This is a genomic window from Paraburkholderia fungorum (assembly GCF_902833645.1).
GTDB classification, from domain to species: domain Bacteria; phylum Pseudomonadota; class Gammaproteobacteria; order Burkholderiales; family Burkholderiaceae; genus Paraburkholderia; species Paraburkholderia fungorum.
Genome location: NZ_CADFGE010000012.1, coordinates 156,767 through 181,346, shown reverse-complemented (window position 1 = coordinate 181,346; position 24,580 = coordinate 156,767). Strand labels below are relative to the sequence as shown.

20 protein-coding genes are annotated in these 24,580 nt (G+C 63.3%); 5 read left to right on the top strand and 15 right to left on the bottom strand.

The genetic code is table 11. The features are described from left to right. Nucleotides 1–42 precede the first annotated feature (42 nt). The 9 genes from HWX91_RS30680 to HWX91_RS30640 all read right to left on the bottom strand — a co-directional run bounded on the left by HWX91_RS30680 (nucleotide 43) and on the right by HWX91_RS30640 (nucleotide 10,133). Nucleotides 43–2,457: a hypothetical protein gene (locus tag HWX91_RS30680; RefSeq protein WP_375792421.1), complete on the bottom strand. Its 2,415-nt coding sequence runs from the start codon at nucleotides 2,455–2,457 to the stop codon at nucleotides 43–45. Between the two features lie 482 nt (nucleotides 2,458–2,939). Beyond that, nucleotides 2,940–3,653 carry an ABC transporter ATP-binding protein gene (locus HWX91_RS30675; RefSeq protein ID WP_028199121.1) on the bottom strand — a complete coding sequence of 238 codons (714 nt, stop codon included), beginning with the start codon at nucleotides 3,651–3,653 and terminating at the stop codon, nucleotides 2,940–2,942. After that, nucleotides 3,650–4,402 carry an ABC transporter ATP-binding protein gene (locus HWX91_RS30670; RefSeq protein WP_028199122.1) on the bottom strand — a complete coding sequence of 251 codons (753 nt, stop codon included), beginning with the start codon at nucleotides 4,400–4,402 and terminating at the stop codon, nucleotides 3,650–3,652. The genes HWX91_RS30675 and HWX91_RS30670 overlap by 4 nt, the downstream gene beginning before the upstream one ends. Continuing rightward, nucleotides 4,399–5,688, bottom strand: coding sequence for a branched-chain amino acid ABC transporter permease (locus tag HWX91_RS30665; protein WP_028199123.1), 1,290 nt, complete (start codon nucleotides 5,686–5,688; stop codon nucleotides 4,399–4,401). Before HWX91_RS30665 ends, HWX91_RS30670 begins: the two co-directional genes overlap by 4 nt. Then, the gene (locus HWX91_RS30660; RefSeq protein ID WP_028199124.1) at nucleotides 5,681–6,619 is read right to left on the bottom strand and encodes a branched-chain amino acid ABC transporter permease; all 939 of its coding nucleotides are present in this window, start codon (nucleotides 6,617–6,619) and stop codon (nucleotides 5,681–5,683) included. Before HWX91_RS30660 ends, HWX91_RS30665 begins: the two co-directional genes overlap by 8 nt. Before the next feature lie 4 nt (nucleotides 6,620–6,623). Beyond that, nucleotides 6,624–7,073 (bottom strand): acyl-CoA thioesterase, encoded by a 450-nt coding sequence (locus HWX91_RS30655; protein WP_028199125.1) that lies wholly within the window; start codon nucleotides 7,071–7,073, stop codon nucleotides 6,624–6,626. Nucleotides 7,074–7,076: 3 nt separating this feature from the next. Then, complete coding sequence (locus HWX91_RS30650; RefSeq protein ID WP_028199126.1) at nucleotides 7,077–7,607, bottom strand: NUDIX domain-containing protein; 531 nt, start codon at nucleotides 7,605–7,607, stop codon at nucleotides 7,077–7,079. Between the two features lie 65 nt (nucleotides 7,608–7,672). Then, the gene (locus HWX91_RS30645) at nucleotides 7,673–8,704 is read right to left on the bottom strand and encodes a threonine aldolase family protein (protein ID WP_028199127.1); all 1,032 of its coding nucleotides are present in this window, start codon (nucleotides 8,702–8,704) and stop codon (nucleotides 7,673–7,675) included. 133 nt (nucleotides 8,705–8,837) lie between these two features. Continuing rightward, nucleotides 8,838–10,133, bottom strand: coding sequence for a YbfB/YjiJ family MFS transporter (locus tag HWX91_RS30640; RefSeq protein WP_028199128.1), 1,296 nt, complete (start codon nucleotides 10,131–10,133; stop codon nucleotides 8,838–8,840). A 118-nt stretch (nucleotides 10,134–10,251) separates the two neighbouring features. On the opposite strand from HWX91_RS30640, the gene HWX91_RS30635 reads away from it, so the two are divergent. Then, the gene (locus HWX91_RS30635; RefSeq protein ID WP_028199129.1) at nucleotides 10,252–11,160 is read left to right on the top strand and encodes a LysR family transcriptional regulator; all 909 of its coding nucleotides are present in this window, start codon (nucleotides 10,252–10,254) and stop codon (nucleotides 11,158–11,160) included. A gap of 203 nt (nucleotides 11,161–11,363) precedes the next feature. On the opposite strand, the gene alaS is transcribed toward HWX91_RS30635, so the two are convergent. Continuing rightward, nucleotides 11,364–13,988 (bottom strand): alanine--tRNA ligase, encoded by a 2,625-nt coding sequence (gene alaS / locus HWX91_RS30630; RefSeq protein WP_028199130.1) that lies wholly within the window; start codon nucleotides 13,986–13,988, stop codon nucleotides 11,364–11,366. A gap of 409 nt (nucleotides 13,989–14,397) precedes the next feature. On the opposite strand from alaS, the gene HWX91_RS30625 reads away from it, so the two are divergent. Continuing rightward, entirely contained in the window at nucleotides 14,398–15,618 is a 1,221-nt protein-coding gene (locus HWX91_RS30625) for a CaiB/BaiF CoA transferase family protein (RefSeq protein ID WP_028199131.1), read from the top strand. Nucleotides 15,619–15,739: 121 nt separating this feature from the next. Here the strand turns inward: HWX91_RS30625 and HWX91_RS30620 are convergent, their stop codons facing one another. Then, nucleotides 15,740–16,300, bottom strand: coding sequence for an RBBP9/YdeN family alpha/beta hydrolase (locus tag HWX91_RS30620; RefSeq protein ID WP_028199132.1), 561 nt, complete (start codon nucleotides 16,298–16,300; stop codon nucleotides 15,740–15,742). A gap of 165 nt (nucleotides 16,301–16,465) precedes the next feature. Then, nucleotides 16,466–18,220 carry a gamma-glutamyltransferase gene (gene ggt / locus HWX91_RS30615; protein WP_028199133.1) on the bottom strand — a complete coding sequence of 585 codons (1,755 nt, stop codon included), beginning with the start codon at nucleotides 18,218–18,220 and terminating at the stop codon, nucleotides 16,466–16,468. A 420-nt stretch (nucleotides 18,221–18,640) separates the two neighbouring features. Here ggt and HWX91_RS30610 point away from each other — a divergent pair, with 420 nt between their 5' ends. Then, complete coding sequence (locus HWX91_RS30610; RefSeq protein WP_028199134.1) at nucleotides 18,641–20,350, top strand: glutamine--tRNA ligase/YqeY domain fusion protein; 1,710 nt, start codon at nucleotides 18,641–18,643, stop codon at nucleotides 20,348–20,350. 339 nt (nucleotides 20,351–20,689) lie between these two features. Further along, nucleotides 20,690–21,544, top strand: a complete 855-nt coding sequence (locus HWX91_RS30605) for a transporter substrate-binding domain-containing protein (protein ID WP_102857504.1) — start codon at nucleotides 20,690–20,692, stop codon at nucleotides 21,542–21,544. Nucleotides 21,545–21,576: 32 nt separating this feature from the next. Here HWX91_RS30605 and HWX91_RS30600 read toward each other — a convergent pair whose 3' ends face one another. Further along, nucleotides 21,577–22,026, bottom strand: a complete 450-nt coding sequence (locus tag HWX91_RS30600; protein ID WP_028199136.1) for an NUDIX hydrolase — start codon at nucleotides 22,024–22,026, stop codon at nucleotides 21,577–21,579. A gap of 82 nt (nucleotides 22,027–22,108) precedes the next feature. Next, on the bottom strand, nucleotides 22,109–22,498 hold the full coding sequence (locus HWX91_RS30595; protein WP_028199137.1) for a hypothetical protein: 390 nt from the start codon (nucleotides 22,496–22,498) through the stop codon (nucleotides 22,109–22,111). A 263-nt stretch (nucleotides 22,499–22,761) separates the two neighbouring features. On the opposite strand from HWX91_RS30595, the gene HWX91_RS30590 reads away from it, so the two are divergent. Next, the gene (locus HWX91_RS30590; RefSeq protein WP_028199138.1) at nucleotides 22,762–23,001 is read left to right on the top strand and encodes a hypothetical protein; all 240 of its coding nucleotides are present in this window, start codon (nucleotides 22,762–22,764) and stop codon (nucleotides 22,999–23,001) included. A gap of 34 nt (nucleotides 23,002–23,035) precedes the next feature. On the opposite strand, the gene HWX91_RS30585 is transcribed toward HWX91_RS30590, so the two are convergent. Then, a complete protein-coding gene (locus HWX91_RS30585; RefSeq protein ID WP_042276411.1) occupies nucleotides 23,036–24,538 on the bottom strand; it encodes a cytochrome-c peroxidase in 1,503 nt (500 codons plus the stop codon). Between the last annotated feature and the right edge of the window lie 42 nt (nucleotides 24,539–24,580).

Here is a 24,580-nt window from a genome sequence, read left to right as displayed (position 1 = left end):
ACAACACAGCAAGGCACCGCCAGTCACCCCAACCCCTCTCTGTCATTTCCTGGCAGCCAGGTCAACCTCCAACCCTCCATCCACCCCCATCCTGACCGTCCCTTTAGAAACATCCCTCCGATACCCATAAAGATCAAACTTCATCGCCCCAGGATTAGAACTATCCCGAATAAAAGTCCGGGCATTCGTGACCAACGAATTAAACATCTTCACATCCCCAGACTCGATCCACACAAAGCTCTTCGCCGCGCCAGCAGGCGGCCTCGCAGCCACAACCGAACTATCCCGTTTGAACTTCAACACCAACCCCTCATCAGTCACCGTCGCGCTAGCCAGCCGCCCCTGCAGAACCGGCGGCGGAAACACGGTGTACTGATCGAACACCAGTTCGTTACCCTTCAACGCCACACCCTTGCGCGTAAAAGGCGTCAACGACGCCAACGGAATATCCAACGCCCGCAACAACCCCGCCTGCGGCACACCCAGCACCTTCACGGATGTGGGCTCATAGACAAGATGCCGCTCATCTTTCGCCACAATCGTGCCGCTCATCGTCGTGGGCAGCCACACACCAGGAAAGTGATTCCACAACTTGATCCCGCCTGTCACCTCCAACTTGCCGTCCACCGGCTTCAACTGCAAATCGTTCAGCGAACGCGGCTCATAGTCGAGCAGGTAATCGTTGAACAACGCCGCCATCGCGGGCCATGGCTCCACCACCTCGCCCCCAATGATGCGAATGTCGTACTGATCCGGGTCGTCGAGATCGACCGGTTGACCCGGCTTCTTCGGCACCATCTGCGCATCCAGCGAACGCACATGAAAACCAATTCGACCCGATACGTAGAAGTCGACATTCTCGACGTGAATCAACGGCGACGGTCCCGCCGAATGCCGCTCGTCGACGATCGCAGAACCCGGTGTCGACATGCTCCGCCCCGAAAACGCCGCCCGTGTGCCGACCGGAATCGCATGTGCAACCGCCGCGGTCCGCATGGTCTGCGGCACGTGTTGCCAAACGAGACGCGCCTGTGCGAGCGACGCCTGTTGCGCACGAATGAAGCTGTCGTTATAACGCGCGCCCGCACTGCCCATCTGCATCGGCGCGTCTTTCGCCGCGCTGGCTAGCGTCGGATACGACGGCAGATGCACATCCAGAGCGCCCGCTTCGTCGAAAGTAAAGTAGCCGGCCGCCATCTGGTCGCGGTAGTGGTACAGATCGAGCACGAACGGCGCGTTGGTATCGAGCGGAGTCAACGCCATGTCGATGTTCATCGGCATCGAACGCATGAACTTCACGTCACCGCCCTGCACCAGCAGGCCGCGCGGCGGCATCGTCGCGGGCCAATCGATTTTCTGCACCGTATGGTCGTCGAGCGTGAAGCGCACGCCCGCGGCACTGGTGTCGATCCGCGTGATCGTCATGCGCAATGCGGGTGGCGGCGTCAGTTTGGCCACCTGCATCACGACGTCGTCACCAGCAAGACGCGCGATCGGCGTGTCCACTTTAAGCAGGTCGGCCATCTTCACGTGCGCGGCCTGCATCAGCCTGTCGGCACCGACCCCGGCCACCTCGACGTGGTCGGCATGGAACACGAGTTCGTCGGCGTTGCGCATCGACAGCGATCCAGTCAGCACGATCGGCACCCACGTGTCGCGATGCATTTCCCCCGTGATGCGTAACGTCCCTCCATCTTGCGGCACGACGCGCATATTGCGCAGCGGCGAACCCTGGTACTGGAACAGGTAAAGGTTGAAAATCGCAGTGAGCTTGACGCTGTCGAGCGTGACATCGCCACGGTGAACATTGATCGTCACGCTGGTCGGGTCGTCGAACACGATCGGCTGGCCGGCGCGCGCCGGGGTCAGCGTCGCCGCCATGTCGTGAATCATGAAGCCGATGTCGCCGGTCACGCGAAAGTCGACATCGCGCGCAAACATCAACGAACCGTCGATACCGGAATCGCGCAACGTCAACGGACGGCTGCGCTTCTCTGTCATGCCGCTCGCAGACGGTACGCGCTCAGCGACACGCTGCTCGTCGGCCAGTTGTTTCGCTTTGACAACCTCGAGCGTGGGACGCGATGCGGAAGCGGGTTGAGCAGTGCTTGCGACGGCGCCGTTGGAGGCACCCGCGGCGTCGGCGACAAGTCCCACGTCCGGCTGCGATTTTGCGGTAAGCGGACTATCGTTGTTGCTCACGACGCTCGCGTTCGCGCTCGTTTGCGTCGCTGGCGTGGATGCCGCGTCGGCGGTCGTGGAACTCGCGTCGGCGCACGCGGACATCAGCAGGGCGGCTGTCACCAGCGCGGCGCCAGCCCCGGCACGCGTACGCCATGTTTCTCGAAGCGGTGCACGCGCCATTCGAAGCGGCAGCATCGTGCGCTGCGGCCGCAACGAAGCCCGCGCCTGCACGCCATCAGCCGATTGTTCGCCCAATGCGCCTGTTCTTTTCATGATGTCTCCTCCTTGAGCCGCGGCGCGTGTTTCGCGTCTTTCGCGTATCCGGCACGGCATGGTTCGTCGCACATACGCCGGCTTTAAACACCGTGCCGCCGTTGCGCGCCTTTAACCTGATTGTCTTGATTTGTCGGCGCGCTGCCGACAAGATTTCTGGAGGACGCTCACCAAACGATCAAGCGTTTGAATCGCTCCACCGAATCGCCGAAGAGCCCCACGCGTCGGGCTTGAGCAGCCCACGCGAAAACGGGATTCAAACGGCATTCTGGAAGCGATCTGGGCGCGCGGTGAGGTGCACGCGCATTGCGTGGCGCGTGAGGTGTACTTCAGGACGACAAAACGGCCGCAATTTCTAATGCGGCGCTGCAATAAACCGCGATTCCGACGCTCGCCGGTTGAACGGGCACCGGGGCACGTGACGCACAACGATGCTTCAGAAATGCGCTAGCGGAATAGCAATCTCGATGCGGTACGCCCGGCTAACCCACGCCGAGCCATTCCTGCATCACATCCGGCCGCCTCACAAACGACGCGAGCGCGTCATCGAAGACAATTTCGCCGTGCCCCATCACCGCGACCCGACTGGCAATGTCCTGCGCGATTACCAGCCGCTGTTCGATCAGCAGCATCGCCACGCCTCGATCACGCAACCTCCGCAGACACTGCGCGACCTGCCCCATCACCTGACCGGCCAGCCCCTCGCCGGGTTCGTCGACCACCAGCAGATCGGGGTCGCCGAGCAAGGCCCGCGCGAGTGTCAGCATCTGCTGCTCGCCGCCCGATAACGCGCCGGCGCGCGTGCGCCTTCTTTCGCGCAGGACGGGGAACAGTTCGTAGGCGTCGTCAAAGGTAAAGCGTGAGACGCGCTCGCGTGCACGCGGTGCCACACCGAGTTGCAAATTCTCATGGACGCTCAGCGCCGGGAAGACGTCGCGATGCTCGGGTACGTAACCCAATCCCAGGCGGGCGATCTCGAAGGTGCGCAAGCCGCCGAGCGTATGACCGGCAAAACGCAACTCGCCCTCGCTGCGCACGAGCCCCATGATCGCGCGCGCCAGCGTGGAACGCCCGGAGCCGTTGCGCCCGACCAGCGCGACGACTTCGCCCGGTTCGATCTGCAATGTGACGCCATGCAGGGCCTGGCTCGCGCCATACCAGGCGTCAAGCTGGCGGATGTCGAGCAAGGCGCTCATGCGGGGAAACCGTCGCCAAGATAAGCCGCGCGCACGGCCGCATCCGCGCGAATCGCCGCCGGCGTGCCGGTCGCGATGATGCGGCCTTGCACCAGCACGGAAATGCGGTCGGCGATCGCGAACACGGCGTCCATGTCGTGCTCGACCATCAGAAGCGTGCGCCCCGCGGTGGTCGAGCGAATCAGTTCGATGGCGCGCGCCGCCTCGGCGCGGTTCATGCCGGCGGTAGGCTCATCGAGCAGCAAGGTGTGCGCGCCGCCGGCGAGCGCGAGGCCGAGGTCGAGTGCACGCTGCTCGGCATAGCTCAGTGTGCCGGCGAGGCTATGTCGCCGTGCGCTCAAACCGACTGCTTCGAGCACCTGCTCGGCGCGCGCGTCGACCGTACGTGAGCCGCTGAAACGCTGCCACCAGCGCGTACGGTCGCGTTCGGCCAGCATGGCCGCACAGCGCAGGTTGTCGAATACGCTGAGGCGAGCGAACACGCTGGTGGTCTGGAAGCTGCGTGCAAGGCCCCGGCGCATGATCGCGGCCGGCGCGAGACGCGTGATTTCCGCGCCGAACAGATCGATGCGTCCGGCGTTCGGCCGCGCGCCCCCGGCGATCAGATTGAACAGCGTCGACTTTCCCGCGCCGTTCGGGCCGATCAAGGCGTGGCGCTCGCCGGGCTCGATCGCCAGATCGACGCCGCGCAGAATCCGCGTGCCGCCAAAGCGCTTTTCGATGCCATAGACCGCGAGGGCCGGGATCATCGCGCGCCTCCGGCGATCGGTGTGACAACGGTGCGAACAGCAAGGCGTGCCTGGGCGCGAATCGCGTAGCGCGCGGCGAGTGCCCCCGGCGCGGCCAGCATGAACACCACGACGCCGAGCCACAGGTGCGGCGAGCCCGTCTCCAGCGGTACGCCGGCAACGCTGAAAGACGTGCCGTCGTCCGCGCCGAATTGCACGGCGTACGCCCATTGCACCGCAAGCACGACGGCCAGCGTCCACAGCACCGCTGACGCCGCGCCCCACAGATAGGCCTTACCGCACGCGCGCCAGCCGTAGGCAGCGACGCGAGCCGAATGCCGTTGCACGAAGCCCGCTATGCCATCCGGCGAGCTCACCACGACAGCGATGAAGAACAGCCCCAGATAAAACAGCCACGCCCGTGTGGCACTCGCCACCGCGACGCTGAAAAAGGTCAGGATTATCGCCCCCGCGACCGGCCCGAAGAATGCCCCCGTGCCGCCGATCACCGTCGCGATCAGCACGGCGCCGGAGCGCATCATGCCGACACTTTCCGTCGACACCAGTTCGACGTTGATCAGCCCCAGGGTGCCGGCAATACCCGCGAAGAACGCCGACATCACCGCCACGCCATAGCGGATGCGGCGCGGATAGCAGCCGATCGCCGCGGCGCGCGCCGGGTTGTCGCGCACGGCGTTGGCGAGGCGCATGAACGGCGTGCGCGACAGTGCGAACATCGCCACGCTCGCCAGCACACACCACAGCGCGATCAGCGCATACGCTTCGCGCGCCGGGCCGAAGTTCCAGCTTGCGAGCATCGGCCCGCTCGTGCGATCGATCGGCACACCGGCCTCACCGCCGAACCAGTCAGGCAGCGTCCACGCCGCCGCGGCGACGAGTTCGCCGATACCGAGCGTGATCATCGCGAAAGCCGTCCCGGCACGCCGCGTCGACACGAAACCGAACACGATGCCGCACAGCGCGCCGCCGAGGCCACCGATCAACGGCAGCAGCACCAGCGGCACACCAACGCGGTTGAACACCTGCGCCGCGATGAGCGCACCGAGGCCGGAATAGGCGGCGTGACCAAAGGACAATAGCCCGGTTTCGCCAAGCAGCAAGTTGTACGACAGTGCGAACACGATCATCGTCGCGGTCTGCGCCAGATAGGCGAGCAGCCAGCTTTGCGGCCAGACAAAGGGCGGCACGGCGAGGAACAGGACAAGCGCAAGCCATGGCGCGAAGCTACGCGCCGCTGAGTGAGTTGAGGCCGTCGGTGTGGCGACCTGTTCAAGCGGCTCACGCATGATCGTCACGCCGGCCGAACAGTCCCCGCGGGCGCAGCGCCAGCATCGCGACAAGTAGCAGATACGGAATCAGCGGCGCGAGTTGCGCAAGCGTGAGCGTGTCCCATGCGGGCGGCAATGCGTCGCCGAATACCGCGGTGAGATCGCCCAGCGACACGTCGCTCGCCACCGCAAAAGTCTGCACACAACCGACGATCAGCGAAGCCGCCAGCGCCCCGCTCAGCGAGCCGAGGCCTCCGATCACCACCACCACGAATACGATCGAGCCGAGCGACTCCGCCATCGCCGGTTCGATGACGAAGATCGGCGCGCCGATCACGCCGGCCAGTGCGGCGAGCGCGGTGCCCGCCGCGAACACGCCGGTGAACACGCGCGGCACGTTGTGGCCGAGCGCCTCGACCGCGCTCGCATGCGTGAGCGCGGCACGCACGATCAACCCCGCCTTCGAGACGCGCAGCACTGCATAGAGCACCGCCAGCATCGCCAGCGATACCGCCATCATGAAAGCGCGATAACGTGCGAAGGCCGCGCCGTAGACGGTGAACAGCGGCCCGTCGAGCACGGCCGGCACGGTCGCGCCAAGCGGACTAAGACCCCAGCCGAGCTTGACCAGTTCGCCGAGCAGATACGCGGCGCCGAATGTCAGCAGCAACTCGGGAAGATGACCATGCACCCGCACGCGGCGCAGCAGCCAGCGCTCCAGCGCCGCGCCGATTACGCCGACGATCAGCGGCGCGATCACCAGCGCACTCCAGAAACCCGCGTGCGCCGCCACCGAAAAGCCGACGTACGCGCCGAGCATATAGAAACTCGCGTGCGCGAAATTCAGCACGCCGAGCATGCTGAAGATCAGCGTCAAGCCTGCCGACAACATGAACAGCAGCAGGCCGTAACTGACACCGTTGAGCAGATTGATGACGAACGACTGCACGCGCCTATTCCGCCTGCACAGCGACGCTCAGCGGTTCGAGCGCCGCGCGCAGACCTGCGGGCAACGTCACCGGACGGCGCGTCACGCGATCCACATACACGTGCACGAAATGGCCCTGAGCGGCGGGTTGATCTTCGCCTTCCTTGAAGAGACCCACTTCGTAGCGCGCGCTCGACGTGCCGAGCCGCACCACTCGCAGACCTGCTTCGACCCGTTCCGGAAACACCAACGGTGAGAAGTAATTGCAGTGCGTCTCGACCACGAGTCCAATCGTCGCGCCATGCTCGAAGTCGAGCACACCGGCGCGGATCAGATACTCGTTCACCACCGTATCGAAGTAGCTGTAGTAGACAACGTTGTTGACGTGGCCGTAGACGTCGTTGTCCATCCAGCGGGTGGTGATCGGCAGAAAATGCGGGTAGGCGCTGCGCGCGGCGGGGGCGGGTTTGTTCATCGCTTACTGCCCCGGCTTTTCCACAAACTCGAACGGCAAGCCGCGCCGCCGCATCCATTCGCCGAGCGCCTGACCGGTGCCCGCACGCCACGGACGCAGTTTGGCCGGTTCGATCAGCCGGTACTCGAGCAATTCCGGCGACAGCGCGATCGTGCCATACGCCTTCACGTGATACGCGATGATCAGTTCATTCTTGCGGATGAATTCGTACACGCCGATCAACTCGACCGTCTCCGCGTGCAGCGAGGTTTCCTCCAGCACTTCGCGGGCAATGCCTTGTTCCGGCGTCTCGCCGTTTTCCAGAAAGCCGGTGATCAGCGCGAACATGCCTTCGGGCCACGCGGCGTTGCGCGCGAGCAGGATCTTGCCTTCGTATTCGACGATCGCGGCCACCACCGGCAACGGATTATTCCAGTGGACGTAGCCACATTCCGTATCGGGACAGCTCTGGCGAATCCGGCCGCCTTCGTGTTCGGCATCGGCGCGCTCGATCAAAGGCTTGGCGCAACGCGGACAAAATTGATAATCGGTCATGGCGAGTGGGTCGTTTCTTATGTTCTGTGTCTGTTGTCTTGTTCCGGCGCGGACGCAACGTGGTGTCAGGCCACGCACAACTCGCGCACTTCCGCCGCGAAACGCTCGACGGTTTCCGGCTGCGTGTCCCAGGCGCACATCAGCCGGCAACCGCCCGCGCCAATGAACTCGTAGAACTTCCAGCCGCGTGCGCGCATTGCCTTGGCGGCCTGCGCGGGCAATTGCGCAAAGACCGCGTTCGATTCTGTCGGGAACATGATGCTCACGCCGGGGATTTCCTGCAACCGCGTTTGCAACAGTTGCGCCATTGCATTCGCGTGACGCCCGTTGCGCAGCCAGACGTCGTTATCCAGCAGACCGAGCCACGGCGCGGAAATGAAGCGCATTTTCGAAGCGAGTTGGCCGGCCTGCTTCAGACGGTAGGCAAAATCGTCGGCGAGCGAGCGGTCGAAGAACACCACCGCCTCACCGACGGGCAAACCGTTCTTGGTCCCGCCGAAGCACAACACGTCGACGCCCGCGCGCCACGTGATCTCGGACGGATGCACGTCGAGCGCGGCAACCGCGTTCGCGAACCGTGCGCCGTCCATGTGCACTTTCAGATGACGCCGTTTGGCGATCGCCGCGATCGCGCGCACCTCCTCGACGGTATAGACCGTGCCTACTTCCGTCGATTGGGTCAGCGTGACGACCTTCGGCTTCGGGTAGTGAATATCGGCGCGGCGCGTGACGACCGCTTCGATCGCATCCGGTGTGAGCTTGCCGCTAACGCCCGGCGCGGTCAGCAGCTTGGAGCCGCCCGAGAAGAATTCGGGGCCGCCGCATTCATCGGTTTCGATGTGCGCGAGTTCATGGCAGATCACCGAGTGGTACGACTGGCACAGCGACGCCAGCGCCAACGAATTGGCGGCCGTGCCGTTGAACACGAAAAACACTTCGCAGTCGGTCTGAAACAGATCCCGCAGACGATCGCAAACCTGGTTGGTCCACGAGTCGTCGCCATACGCCGGTTCGTGGCCGCTAGTGTTGGCGGCGATCAGCGCGGCGAGCGCTTCGGGGCAGATGCCGGCATAGTTGTCGGACGCGAAATGTTGCATGGCGGGCGGCGCACCCGGCGACAGGCGCACTGTGATGACCGGAAAGCGGTCATTTTAGTGCGCTGGTGGCTAATTTGTTTTTCAGCCGTGAGGATTGGCGCGGCGAGCGCCCCTGCGCCGAAGGGGAAGACCGTTAGTTGCAGCCGCAATCGGGCATCCGGCCACGGCCACGCGGCATGCGTGCCACGATGATCAGCCCGACCGCGCCCAGCAGTAACGCGCCTGTCGCCAGCCACAAAGCCGGCGAAAAAGACCCTGTGTGCTCGGCTATCGGAGCGGCCACCAGCGGGCCGACGATCTGACCCACGCCATACGCCGCGGTCGCATAGCCCATCAGACCGGCTGCATTGTCGCCGTGCAGACGCCGTGCTTCGCGCATCGCGAACAGGGTGATCGCCGTAAACGGCAGACCGATCAGGATGCTGCCCAGCGAGAAACCGGCCGCCGTAGGCCAGACAATGCCAAGTGCAATGCCGGCCGCCTGCAGCACGTAGCAGCCGGCGAGCAGCGTGCGGTTGTCCCAATGCACCGGCAGGCGCGCCGCGAGCAATGCCCCGACGATCAATGCCGCGCCGAACATCGGCCAGAACAGATCAGGCCAGGCCGAGCCGGGTAGCGCGTGGCGCGCGATTACCGGCAGAAAGGTTGCGGTGATGATGTAGCCGAAGCCGGGCACGCCATACAGGAGGACCAGCCAAATGGCATCGGCGCGATGGGAGGAATGGCTCGTGGGAACGCGTTGGCCGGTAGTGGAGCTTGGGCCCGCACCGGTGGCTGCGGTTGCGCTGCCCGTGGCAGCCGCAGCGCCTTCTGCGGCAATGTGGTGCACTGTGCCGAACACGGGCCAAACCGTGATCGAGAGCACGGCAGCAATAAGCCCAAAACCAATCCAACCCGCCGTTGCGCCGTAGCCGCCCGCAGCACTAACCAGCAAACCCGTCCCGACAATGCCGACGCCCGGCCCGGTATAGATCACCCCGCCCCATCCGTGCGCGCCCAGTTCGGCGAGCCGTCGCAAGCCCCACTGCGAGGCGAACACGAAGGTCCAGGCGCTAATCGCGCCGGCGACGAAGCGCACGACAGCCCACAGCCAGAACTGGCTCGTTACGCCCATTGCCAAGGTCAGCAAAACGGTCCCCACCAGCCCCATGCGCACCATGCGTGCGGGTTCGATCCGCAGTGTCGCACAGGTGAGCGCTCCGACGAAATAGCCCGCGTAGTTAAACGAGGCAAGCCAGCCGCCATGCTGGATATCGATCTGCGGCTGGCCGAAGGCGCTGCCGTGCAGCATCAGCGGCAGGAGCGGCGTGAAGGCGAAACGTCCAATCCCGAGCACCACGGCCAACGTCACCATGCAGGCAAGCGCCGCGTGGCGGGCAGCGTGGCGTTCAGCAAAAGTATCGTGCGCACGGGAAGCGAGGCGGTTCATGAGTAGGCAGTAAAGAGGTTCGAACCGGCGGTCACCGGTTTCTTCACTCCATACTAGCTTGACCTTTAGATCATGAAAAATGAATAATCAGGATACCAACCATCGCCAGGAGAGAACTATGGATCTGGCCGCCTTGACCATTTTTCGCGCTGTCGTGCGTGAAAACGGCGTGACCCGCGCCGCTGCCAAGCTCAATCGCGTGCAATCGAACGTCACGACGCGCATCAAGCAGCTCGAGGAGCAACTGGGGACCGACCTGTTCATCCGCGATGGCCGGCGCCTCGTTCTGACGCCCGCCGGCGAGACGCTGCTGCCCTACGCGGAGCGTCTGCTCGCGCTCGCCGACGAGGCACGCCATGCGCTGCGTGAGGATCGGCCGAGCGGGCGCCTGCGTTTGGGCACGATGGAAAGCGTGGCGGCAACGCGCCTGCCTGGCCTGCTCGCGCGCTATCACCAGCAGTGGCCGGATGTGGCGCTGGAACTCGAAACCGGCACAACCGGCAAGCTGATCGAGCGGGTGCGTGAATTCGAAGTGGATGCAGCGTTGATGGCAACGCCGCTGGATCCTGCCGCGCTCGGCGAATTGTTCGAGACGGTGCCGGTTTTCCGCGAAGAACTGGTGATGCTGTCGCCGCGCGGCCATCGGCCGATTCACGAAGTGCGGGATATCGCGTTATCGACGCTGATCGCGTTCGAGCGTGGCTGCGCTTACCGGTCGTATATCGAGAAGTGGTATCTGGAGCACGATGTGAGACCGGCTCGCGTTCTGGAGCTTGGCTCGTATCACGCGATTGTGGCTTGTGTCGCCGCCGGCGCGGGGGTGGCCGTGGCGCCGCGATCCGTGCTCAATCTACAAACCGAAGCGAGCAATATCGCAGTTCACGAGCTTCCCGATATTGGCGCAATCGAGACGCTTCTCGTCTGGCGACGGGGGCATTTTTCGTCCGCGCTCAATGCGCTGCGGCAAACGCTTGTGTCGGGAGGGGATGCGGTGGGGGTACCTGCTGCAACGGTGGGTGTTGCCTGAATTTCTGCCTGAATTTCTGCCTGAGCTTATGTCTGGGTTTATACCGGGCTTTATACCTGGTGCGTGGCCGGCGTGGCGGGGAACGCCAACCCCACCGTACTCAGCCAGATTGATGCGCGGCAACGCACGCGAAGTCCAGAAACAACTTGGGCCACGGGGACGCAAAAAACACCAGCGTCCCGCGTGGCCCGATCAAACCCGAATCAAAGCTGGGTTTCGACCCAAGCCTTCACGCCTGCCAACGCCGCAGGCAGATTCGCCGGCTCGGTACCGCCGGCTTGCGCCATGTCCGGCCGGCCGCCACCCTTGCCGCCAACTTGCTGGGCAACGAAGTTGACGAGTTCACCGGCCTTGACCTTCTTGCTGGCGTCCGCCGTCACCCCGGCGATTAGGCTAACCTTGCCGCCCTCGACCGAGGCCAGCACGATCGCCGCGCTCTTCAGCTTGTCCTTCAGCTTGTCGACGGTCTCGCGCAAGGTTTTCACATCCGCGCCTTCGAGCGTGGCAGCCAGCACATGCACGCCTGCCACTTCGATTGCCTGGCCGGCAAGCTCGTCGCCCTGGCTCGAAGCCATCTTCGACTTCAACGCGCTCAGCTCTTTCTCCAGCGACTTGACCTGATCCTGCACCTGCATGATCCGCTGCGTCAACTCCGACGGCTGCGCCTTCAACACGGCGGCAGCCGCATTGATCCGCGCGTCGAGATCCTGCACGAAACGCACGGCGTTATCGCCGGTGATCGCTTCCACGCGACGGATACCGGCAGCCACGCCGCCTTCCATCACGATCTTGAAGAGACCAATGTCGCCCGTGCGATGCACGTGCGTACCGCCGCACAATTCGCGCGAAAAACCGAGGTCGAGCACGCGCACTTCGTCGCCGTACTTTTCGCCGAACAACGCCATTGCGCCGCCCTTCACCGCTTCGTCGAACGGCATGACCCGCACGATGCCCGGCGCGTTCGCCAGCACTTCCGCATTGACGATCGCCTCGACCTGACGGATCTGCTCGTCGGTCATCGGCGCGTTGTGCGCGAAGTCGAAACGGGTCTTGTCGGCATCGACCAGCGAACCCTTCTGCTGCACGTGCGAGCCGAGCACTTCACGCAGCGCCTTGTGCATCAGGTGGGTGGCCGAGTGATTGCGTTCGGTGCGGGCACGACGCACCGCGTCGATTTCCGCCTTCACGACGTCGCCGACTTTCAGCGTGCCCTGCTCCAGCGTGCCGTGGTGCCCGACCACGTCGGCTTGCACCTTCAACGTGTCGGTTACCGCGAAGCGCACGCTCGCGTTCGCCAGCACGCCCTGGTCGCCGACCTGGCCGCCCGACTCCGCGTAGAACGGGGTATGGTCCAGCACGACGACGGCTTGCTGGCCGTGATTCACTTCCTTCACCGAGGCGCCGTCAACATACAGCGCGATCACCTTGGCGTCGTCGAAGACGATTTCTTCGTAGCCGTGGAACGTGGTCTTCGCGCCCGAGTATTCGAGGCCCTGCGCCATCTTGAACTTGCCGGCCGCGCGCGCCTGTTCGCGCTGACGCGCCATGGCTTCGTCGAAAGCGGCCTCGTCTACTGTCACTTCACGTTCGCGGCAGACGTCTGCCGTCAGATCGAGCGGGAAACCGTAGGTGTCGTGCAGCTTGAATGCGAGTTCGCCGTCGAGCGTCTTGCCGCCCTTGGCTTCCAGATCGGCCAGCGCGCTTTCGAGAATCGACATGCCGTGCTCGATGGTCTCGAAGAATCGTTCTTCCTCCTGGCGCAGCACGTCGATCACGCGTTGCTCCGCGTCCTTCAGCTCCGGATAGGCGGCGCCCATTTGCGCGACGAGGTCCGGCACCATACGGTGGAAGAACGAACCCTTCTTGCCCAGCTTGTAGCCGTGACGGATCGCGCGGCGCACGATACGGCGCAGCACGTAGCCGCGGCCTTCGTTGCCCGGAATCACGCCGTCGACGATCAGGAACGAGCAGGCGCGGATGTGATCGGCAATCACTTTCAGCGAATTGTTGGTCAGATCGGTCACGCCGGTTTCGCGGCCCGCAGCCTTGATGAGCGCCTGGAACAGGTCGATCTCATAGTTGCTGTGAACGTGCTGCAAAACCGCGGCGATACGCTCGAGACCCATGCCGGTGTCGACGCACTGCTTGGGCAGCGGCGTCATGTTGCCTTGCGCGTCGCGGCTGAATTGCATGAACACGAGATTCCAGATCTCGATGTAGCGGTCGCCGTCTTCCTCAGGAGACCCCGGGGGGCCGCCCCACACGTCCGGGCCGTGGTCATAGAAGATTTCCGAGCACGGGCCGCAGGGACCGACGTCGGCCATCTGCCAGAAGTTGTCCGACGCGTAGCGCGCGCCCTTGTTGTCGCCGATGCGGATGATCCGCTCGACCGGCACACCCACTTCCTTGGCCCAGATGTCGTGCGCTTCGTCGTCTTCGTGATAGACGGTGACCCACAGCTTGTCTTTCGGCAACTGGTACACGCCCGTGAGCAGTTCCCACGCGTAGTGGATCGCGTCGCGCTTGAAGTAGTCGCCGAACGAGAAGTTGCCCAGCATTTCGAAGAACGTGTGGTGACGCGCGGTGTAGCCGACGTTTTCCAGATCGTTGTGCTTGCCGCCGGCGCGCACGCTGCGCTGAGCGGTCGTGGCGCGCGCATACGGACGCGATTCCGCGCCGAGGAACACATCTTTGAACTGCACCATTCCCGAATTGGTAAAGAGCAGGGTCGGGTCGTTGCCGGGCACAAGGCTCGACGAGCGAACGATCGTATGGCCCTTCGATTCGAAGAACTTGAGGAATTTCTCGCGGATTTCGGCGGCTTTCATAGCGTGCGTGGGACGGGTTTGCCAGTTCCCTGGCTGTTACCGGCGGCATCAAGGGGATGCGCCAACTGTTTGTTTCTTAAACGACTGATTATACGGGATCGGCGCCCGTGCGCGGCAGCGGCCCTGCCCCGGCCGCGTCGCATTGGCCATTCGGCCAGGTTTGACCGGGTAGCGGGAGACACGGCAAGGTGTGTCGGCCGTCCTATGATGTTCGGCTGACTGCGCCGGCGCGCGGGAATCGCTTAAGATTGCCTCCATTCGCGGCGACACGCGCGCTGCGTCATCACTCGCAAATTTTGCAGAGGGCCGGTGTACGCGCCAAAGCGCCAAGTCCGATCGACCGCTTTGCATGGGGCCGGACTAAGCGCTAAAGCGCTAAGTCCGGCCGACATTGGAGACATTGAAGAATATGGGCGCTCTTAGTCATATCCGCGTGCTGGATCTCACACGCGTGCTCGCCGGGCCGTGGTGCGCACAGACGCTCGCCGATTTCGGCGCCGACGTCATCAAGATCGAACGCCCCGAAGTCGGCGACGATACGCGCCACTGGGGGCCGCCGTACCTGAAAACGCCGGAAGGCGCCGACACCCGAGAAGCCGCCTATTACCTCGCGGCGAATCGCAACAAGCGCTCGGTCACCGTCGATATCGCCTCGCCCGAAGGCCAGCGGATCATCCGCGAACTGGCCGCGCAAAGCGACGTGGTGCTGGAGAACTACAAGGTCGGGCAGCTGAAGAAGTACGGCCTCGATTACGCGTCGCTCAAGGAAGTGAAGCCCGATCTGATCTACTGTTCGGTAACCGGCTTCGGGCAAACCGGGCCGTATGCGCAGCGCGCCGGTTACGACTTCATCGTGCAAGGCATCGGCGGCTTCATGAGCATTACCGGCGAGCGCGACGGCCAGCCGGGCGGCGGCCCGCAGAAGGCCGGCGTCGCGATCGCCGACCTGATGACCGGTATGTACTCGACCATCGCCGTGCTCACAGCACTCACGCATCGCGACCGGACGGGCGAAGGCCAGTACATCGATATGGCGCTGCTCGACGTGCAGGTGGCCATGCTGGCCAACATGAATTCGAATTACCTGGCGAGCGGCCAGCCACCGGTGCGCTGGGGCAATGCGCATCCGAACATCGTGCCCTACCAGACCTTCCAGACCAGCGACGGCTGGATCATCGTCGCGGTCGGCAACGACGGCCAATTCCGCAAGTTCGTCGAGGCGGGCGGCCGCCCCGAACTCGCGGAAGACGCGCGATTCGCCACCAATCCGGCGCGCGTGCGCCACCGCGACGTACTCGTGCCGATTCTGGCCGACATGGTGCGCCTGCAGGGCAAGCAGCAATGGATCGCCGCGCTGGAAGCGGCGGGTGTGCCGTGCGGGCCGATCAACGATCTGGGCGAGGTGTTCGAAAACGAGCAGGTGATGGCGCGCGGCATGCGGGTCGATCTGCCACATCCGTCGGGCGGCACGGTCAAACTGGTGCGCAATCCGATCAACATGACCGGCACGCCGCCTGAAGCGCTGGCTCATCCGCCAATGCTCGGCGAACACACCGACAGTATCCTGCGCGACGTGCTCGGCTATGACGAGGCCCAGATTGCCCGGCTGCGGGACCGGTCGGTGATTTGAGGGTGGCTGAGGCGGACGTTTTTTCAGTTACGCCGGCCACAGCGACAGCGCCAGCTCACCCGCCGCCCAGCTACGGCCGCCGAATCAGCGGAAGTCAACGTAAATCGGCTGAAATGGAGGTTCAGCGCCGCTCGCCCAATGAAGTCAGCCAGCGCCGCCCCTCGTCCCAATCGCCGAGTCCGCTGTCGGCATTGATGTGGCCACGCGGCCCGATATCGATCCAGTGGCTGCCCCAAGCCTCCGCGCAAGCTTGCGAGAACGGCACGCTGCCGTACGGATCGTCGCTGCTCGCCACCACGATGCTCGCAAACGGCAAGCGCGTCAGCGGCACCGGCGCGAAGCCATGGGCGTCCTGTGGAAAATGTGCGCCGGACGGATCGGGCACCGCCACCAGCAGCGCGCCTGCCACCTTCGCAAGCTGCGCGGCGCTTGCATACTGCGACGCCCAGAAGGCGGTGGTCAGGCAGCCAAGGCTGTGCGCGGCGAGCACCACGGGCGAGTCTGCCTCAGCCACTGCGGCGTCGAGCGTGCTGCACCAAGCGTCGCGTTCCACATGGTCCCAGTCCGGCATCTGCACACGCACGAAAGCGGGATCAAGCGCCTCCCAGCGCGTCTGCCAATGCCCCGGGCCGGAATTCTGGTAGCCCGGCAGCACGAGTACGTTTAATTTTTGTCCGCTCATCGCATTCCCCGCCGCAGTTCGTTATCCAAGTTCGTCGTTCGAGTTCGTTCTTCAGGCGCGTTCAAAGCGCGTTCATCAGGTGCGCTCCCACACCGCGTTTCCACATCCCGCCGCAGCAGTCCACTTTCCCCATGACCTGCTTCGCCAGGCCGCGCAAACCACGCGTCAAGGCATCACGCGCCCCACGCCCGTGCCGCGCGGATCGGCCGCCGGCTCGGGCTTCGTCCCTTCAACGCGAATCATCTGCACATCGCCGTTGAACGACTGCGCTTCCAGCGTGTACCCCTTGGCTTTCAACTGATCGGCCAACTCGCCCGTAATCGGATGATACGGCTCAAAGTAAATCGTCTTCGGCGGCAGCAACTGATGATGGAATCGCATCGCGGCCAACGCGTCGGCCGGCGTCATGCCGAGATCGTACAGGTCGGTCATCACCTGGAAAATCGACGTCAGAATTCGCGAGCCGCCGGGCGTGCCGATCACGAGCGACACCTTGTTGTCCTGCAACAGGATGGTCGGCGTCATCGACGAAAGCGGCCGGCGTCCCGGCACCACCGTATTCAGGTCATTCGCCGTCGCACCCGGCGCGCCGGCTGCAACCGGACTCGTCTCGAAGTCGTCCATCGCGTCGTTGAGCAGGAAGCCGCCGCCGTCCACCACCACGCCGGAACCGAATGACCCGTCCAGCGTATAGGTGTTCGAAACGGCGTTACCCCACTTGTCGACCACCGAGAAATGCGTGGTTTGCGTCTTTTCCGGCAACGAATCGCCGAGACCGCCTTTAACGGGCGTCGCGCCCGGCACCTCGTCGGGTTTCACTTCGTCGGCGCGCTGGGCGAGGTAGGCGTCGTCAGTCAGTTTGTCGACCGGTATCCGGTACGATTCGGGGTCGCCGATATATTGCTGGCGATCGGCGAACACACGATCTTCGATCTGCGCGATCAGATGGATATACGGCGCGGAATTGAGCTCCAGGCCGTCGAACGCCTGCTTCAGGTCGGCTTTCATCTTCAGCATCTGGATCAGCCCGATACCGCCTGAGCTCGGTGGCGGCGCGGTCACGATTTTGTAGCCGTTCCAATCGGCGATAAGCGGTTGGCGCCACACGGCCTTGTACTGGATCAGGTCCTGCTTCGTGACCAGACCGTGGCCGTACATCTGCTGGGCGATCAGATCCGCGGTGCGGCCTTCGTAAAACTCGCGGCCGCCGTCGCTGGCAATGCGCGAGAGGGTCTGCGCCAATTCGGGCTGACGGAGCGTCGCGCCCGCCTTCAGGTTCGAGAAGTAGGCGTCGAAATTGGTCTTGCCGGCGAAATTCTTCGCCGCCGCGTCATGTCGCTGCTGCAAGCCCGGTTCGACCTGGAAGCCGTCGGTGGCGTAGCGGATCGCGGGCGCCAGTACCTGTTTCCACTTCAGCTTGCCGAAGCGCTGCTGCGCTTCCCACATGCCTTCGACGGTGCCCGGCACCGCCACCGCGCGATGGCCGACGACACTCATACCCGGTATGAGCTTGCCTTTGTCGTCGAGGTACATGTCGCGGGTCGCCTGCTGCGGCGCGCGCTCGCGATAGTCGAGAAAATACGGTTTGCCGTCCATGAACACCGTCATGAAGCCGCCGCCGCCGATATTCCCTGCGTCCGGGCGGGTCACGGCCAGCGTGAAGGCGATCGCGACAGCGGCATCCACCGCATTGCCGCCGGCGGCGAAGATCTGCTGCGCGGCGTCGGCGCTGTAGCGATCCGGCACAGCGACTGCCGACGCGTCCAGCACGGCCTTGGGCGGGGGCGTTTTCGCGAGCGCGGGTGCAGGCGCCACGAAGCTGCCCGCGAGCGCGGCGAACACGGTCGTGGCCGTCACGATCCGGGCGAAGGACATAGAGGCGAAAGGCACGCGAGGCGCGTCATGAGGCGAAACGGGCATCCGAGAAACTCCGGGAACTGAGGGCGTCATGTTGCACGAACAGCGGAGGCTCGTGCAAAACAACAAAAGGGAGCGAGACCTGACTGGACCGTGTGGCCGGACCACGGCCACGCAGGCAAGCGTTGCGCGGCAAGGCATGGGCGTGGGCTTGCGCTACCCCTAAAAAGGTCGAGCGGCGCGCGGGTGGCAAGAGTGCCGCCCGCATCCTAAGTCGCCGGCGCATGCGTCAACAAAACGTTTTACCTCCTGTTACAGCACCTTAAACGCAGCTTGCAGGACCCCGCCTGACCCCAAAAACCAGCCGAAACCGCTCAAACGTTGGCTGCGCGCCGCACTCGCCTGCCGTGAGCGAACGCGTCAGGTAGAATTGACAGATAAGTGGGCGCATTGCGCACCCCCGACCGACATTCACCTTCTCGCATGAATACCGAACGCAACGACGCGCCAGCGGCATCCAATTTCATCCGCAACATCATTGACGAAGACAACCGCACCGGCAAATGGGGCCAGCGCGTCGAAACGCGCTTTCCGCCCGAGCCGAACGGCTATCTGCACATTGGTCACGCCAAAAGCATCTGCCTGAACTTCGGCGTGGCGCGCACCTACGGCGGCGTGTGCCATCTGCGCTTCGACGATACGAATCCGGAAAAGGAAAGCGTCGAGTACGTCGACTCGATTATCGATTCCGTGCGCTGGCTCGGTTTCGAATGGCAAAAAGACGGCAAGGAACAGCTTTATTTCGCCAGCGACTACTACGACAAACTGTACGAATTCGCCGAACTGCTGATCGAGCGCGGCAAGGCGTATGTGGATAGCCAGTCGGCCGAGGAAATGCGCGCGAACCGCGGCTCGGCCTCCGAAGTCGGCACGCCGTCGCGCTTCCGCGAGCGTTCGGTGCAGGAAAACCTCGACCTGTTCCGCCGCATGAAAGCCGGCGAGTTCAAGGAAGGCGAGCACGTGCTGCGCGCGAAGATCGACATGTCGTCGCCGAACTTCAACATGCGCGACCCGGTCATCTACCGTATCCGCTTCGCGCATCACTACCGCACCGGCGACAAATGGTGCGTGTACCCGATGTACGACTACACGCACTGCATCTCGGACGCGCTGGAAAACATCACGCATTCGCTGTGCACGCTCGAGTTCGAAGACCACCGTCCGCTGTACGACTGGATTCTGAACGAGCTGGCCGAGGCCGGAATCTTCACGCGCCCGCTGCCGCAGCAAATCGAGTTTTCGCGCCTGAACCTCACCTACGCGATCACCAGCAAGCGCAAGCTGCTGCAACTCGTAACGGAAGGCCATGTCGACGGTTGGGACGATCCGCGCATGCCGACCATCGTCGGGGTACGCCGGCGCGGCTTCACGCCGGAAGCGATCCAGTTGTTCTGCGAACGAATTGGCGTCACCAAGGTCGATTCGTGGATCGACATGAGCGTGTTCGAAGGCGCATTGCGCGACGATCTGGACGACAAGGCGCCGCGTACCGCTGCGGTGCTCGATCCGCTCAAGCTGATCATCGACAACTTCCCCGAAGGCGTGAGCGAGCCGTGCAACGCGCCCGTCCACCCGCATCATCCCGAAATGGGGGTTCGGGAGTTCCCGATTTCGCGCGAGCTGTGGATCGAACGCGACGACTACAACGAAACGCCGCCGAAGGGCTACTTCCGCCTGTTCCCGGGTAACAAGGTGCGTCTGCGCTACGGCTACGTGATCGAATGCATCGGCGCGGACAAGGACGAGAACGGCAATATCGTCGCGGTCCACTGCAACTATTTCCCGGACAGCAAATCGGGCACCGAAGGCGCGAACAACTACAAGGTCAAGGGCAACATTCACTGGGTCAGCGCGGCAGGCGCGGTCCCGGCCGAAGTGCGCATCTACGACCGGCTGTTCAAGGAACCGCAGCCGGACGCCGGTGGCCGCGACTTCCTCGAAGCGCTGAATCCGGATTCGAAGCGCGTGGTCAACGCCTACCTGGAACCGGGTGCACGCGACGCGCTGCCGGAACAACGCTATCAGTTCGAACGCCATGGCTATTTCGTCGCGGACCGTGTCGATTCGAAACCGGGCAAACCCGTGTTCAATCGTATCGTCAGCTTGCGCGACAGTTGGGGCAAGCCGGCATAAACTGAAGCTGCGACGCGAAGTACATTTGACGTTGCGTATTTGACGTTACGCATTTAACGTTGCTTGCCAGACGTTGAACATGGCGTGCATTTCGCAAGCGGGATGCACGCCTTTTCGTTGCATCGACATTCCATCGACATGTGACAGCGCGGCCACCATGCCCGCGCCAGTCCGGGAGGCCCGATGAAAGTTGCAGCCCGCAGCGGGGCAAGAACATGGGGGAGCACGGCAGAAGGCACGCGTCACGCGCATACTGCGCCTGCAGCGCGCATCAATCGCGCCGCGCGCGTCGCGCAAAGCATCCGTTGCACAATCGCCGCGTTGGCCGCATTCAGCGCAATGTCGCTCGCCGGCACCGCTCACGCGGACGAACTCACCGGCACACTGAAGAAAATCCACGACGACGGTGTGGTCGTGCTCGGCGTGCGCGAAGCGTCGATTCCCTTCTCATACTTCGACGGCAAGCGCACGGTCGGCTATTCGCAAACCATCGCGCTGCAGATCGTCGACGAAATCAAGAAAACGCTCGGCCTGCCGCAACTGAAGGTGCACGAAATCACCGTCACCTCGTCGAACCGCACGCCAATGTTGCTGAACAACCAGATCGATCTGGAATGCGGCTCGACCACGCATACGGTAGAACGCGAAAGCGTCGCCGCCTTCTCGAACAGCTTCTTCCAGTACGCGGTACGCATCATCGCGCGCAAGAGCAGCGGCATTACGGATTTTCCTGACCTCGCCGGCAAGCCCGTGGTGACAACCGCGGGCACCTCCGACGAGCGTCTGCTACGCCGCCTGAATACCGAGAAACATCTGAACATGCGCATCATGAGCGCGCGCGATCATCAGGAAGCCTTCACCGCGCTCAAGGACGACCGGGCGGTGGCCTTCGTGATGGACGAACCGATCCTGTACGGTTTCAAGTCGACCGATCCGCACCCTGAAGATTTCGTGGTGACCGGCACGCCGCTCGGCTCCGAGGTTTACGCCTGCATGTTTCGCAAAGGTGACGAGCCGCTCCGAGCGCTGGTGAACGGGGTGATCGCGCGCGGCGAGACTAGCGGCGACGCGGAACGTTTGTACAACCAGTGGTTCACGCAGCCGATTCCTCCGCGCGGCATCAATCTGAATTTTCCGCTGTCGGAACAGAACCGCACACTATTCGCTCATCCGAACGACCGGGCACTCGACTGAACGTGCAGGCGACACGCCCGCGCTGCGATCTGCTATAGCGATCGATGCAGTTCGGCGAGCGAAAGCGTGGTCTCAAAGAGTCTTGTGAGACTGCGGCTCGCATACCGCTCGACTTCGTCCGGCGCAACCCAGCGGTATGCATCCATTTCGGGAATCAGCGTGCCGTCAGAGCGGCGCGGAAACAGCGACGTGCAGGTGCACGCACTGAGATCGAGTTCGCCGGCCGTTGCACGGGCCGCGAACAGATGCAAATCCTTGTCGCGCCGGTAGACGAACAGTCCGAGATCCTTCAGACGCTCGGGTTCGATCACGATGCCGGTCTCCTCGACCATCTCGCGCAGCGCTGTGACGTGGGGCGCCTCGCCCTCTTCACCGTGCCCTTTGGGAATGTCCCAGTGAGAGGTTTCGGTGGCGTGGGCGAGCAGCACCCGCCCTTGCGGATCGAGCAGCACAACGCCACACGAGACGACCCGCGCGCTCATCGACACATTGCGCCGCAAGGACGCGTGGTTTCAGGCAGCGCCGGCAGCAAGCCGACACGCATGGTCATACCCGCCGGCACGCTCAGCGCTTTTTCTGCAATTGCCAGTTAGCGCTACCCTGCTTGCAGAACTGCGGGCGCAGCGTCATTGACTGCCCTTTCGCATTCAGTACGACGCCGACGTCGCGGCAGGTGCGCTCGCCGTCTTTCGCGGTGCTGGCGATGGTGATCGTCGCGTCGATCTTGACGCTGTTGCCGGTGCCTTCGTTGACCCAGCTCACGCTTTCGCCGTCCTGCTTGTCATTCAACGCACCGATGACGGCGCCCTTGATCGAATCGACATCGCGTTGCTTCATGTAGCTGATCGGCGTGTCGTTCAGAAAACCGAGGTTCGCCGCTTGCGCGCCGATCGCGCCGCCAAGCAGCAGACCACCGACGGTCAAGTGAAACAGGGCACGGGTTCGCATCGACATGAAGGGTACTCCTCGAAGAAAGGTTTGGCTCTATCGAGCGCGCCCGCGGCGGCTCATGATCTGGACCCCAAAAGCATAGCATGTCGCTCCCGAAATGGCCTTGCGGATGCCGCGGCCCGCTCCGCCCGCTCAGGAACCGACGAGCCGACGGACAGACGGACGGGCACCAGGACTTTTAGGACCAGTCCCATACTTTTTTATGGGACGTCTTTCTAAGATAAGTCTGTCGCGCTACTGCGCTGCTCGAGCTTCAAACCCGCCTAATGGACATCTCACTTGCTCTCGAAACCGTCACCGTCGCGCTCGCGTGCTTCTGCGTCGCGCTGGTGCCGTTCGCCATCGGCCGTGATCCCGGTCTTGCGCGGCGCATCGTGCGAATGGACAAGCTCCCCCTCGCACGCTGGCCGAATCTGCTGACGCGCGCAGGCGTTGCATGCCTTCTGATCTCATTCGCACTACTGCTGGCCGCCTGCTATTGCATCCTTGCCGGCGCAGGCATCTAACCGCGCGCACTGCGGCGCGCTCAGCGCCCGACAATCAATTCGCTGCCGCGGTCTTTTCCGGTTTGTTTCCCTGCTTGTCTTCCAGTTTGTACCCATCGGTGAGCGTATTCAGAAACGCCACCACGTCCTTGATTTCAGCCTCGTCGAGTGCCGGCTTGTCACCCGGTTTGCGATCGAACGGCGGCTCGGTATTCAGATTGGCCCAGTAACGCTGCGGCAGGTCGTCGAACTTCTGCACCTTGCCCTTCGAGACCGGATAGAACTTCTCCGGGTTGGTGTCGCGCTGCGCGTAAAAACGCACCACCTGATCGAGGGAATGATAGATGCCGTTGTGGAAAAAACTCTTCTTCAACGCAACATTGCGCAGCGTCGGCGTGCGGAAGATGCCGCAAAACTCAGCACGTCCGCCCAGGTCGGTACGCTCCGGGCCGCATGCGCCGAGGTCGTAGAAATGCGGATCGCGATTCACCGGCAGCGCACGGTTGCGCGGCACGCCGATCGCAATCAGCCCAAAGTCGCTGAACTGGGGCGGCGCGCCGTCCATGCTGCGCTGACTGATGTGGCAACTCGCGCAGTTACCTTTCTTTTCGTCGTTGAACACTTCCAGACCGTGTAGTTCGGCCTTGGTCAACTGTGCCTTGCCCGCCAGATACGCGTCGTACTTGCTGGTGTACGGGTAGAAAATCTCCGGGGTCTGCTCGAAGGTTTCCAGCGCCTGCAGCACGGCGTTGAAGGTGGCTTCGTCACTATCGAAAATATGGTCGCCGAAGGCCGCGCGGAAAGCGTCGGCATACGGAGAAACCTTCACTGCCGCCGCGACCTTCGCGGGCGAGCTGCCCATTTCGAACGACGACAGCAGCGGAATGCGCGCCTGGTCCGAGCCGCGATCGACCCGGCCGTCCCACGTCAAACCACCGGTCGGCCCGGCATCGACGCTTTCATCGCCTTCGTCGTCCGACTCGTGGTAGTGCTCGGCGAACGCCGGCACCGATTGCAGGTACTTAAGCGTGGGCGCGGCACGCATGCCGGTGCGGTGCATGTCGTTGCCGCCCAGTTGGACCGCCAGCGAATTCGCCGGCGAGAAAGCATGGTCGGGACTGTGGCACGACGCGCACGCCAGCTTGCCCGAGCCGGATAGCGATGGGTCGAAGAACAACTGCTTGCCCACCGCCGTCATCTTCCGCACGGATTCATAGACTTGCGCGCGGGTCTGGCCGCCTTGCTGCGCGGCCGCTTTCACGGCAGAAGCCGCAAGCAATGCAGACGCTTTAGGCGCAATCTCCACGCTTGCATTGGCGTGCGGATTTGCCCGGGCATTTACTTGACCATTTATTCTTTCATTAACATTACTATTTATTTCACTACTATTACTATCGGCTGTCGACGAGCCAGCATCGCACGCTGCAAGGCTCAGGATAACCACCGTGAGCGCCAAAGTCAGCTTTGCGAGCCCTGCGCCTGTGCTTGCTGGTATCGCGCCCCGCTGCGCCTGCGGCTGAGCCGCCGTTTCCCGAATCCCCGTGAGACCAAGCCGCATATGGATGGTGTGAATTTGCGATATCGAAGTCGGCAAGCGTAT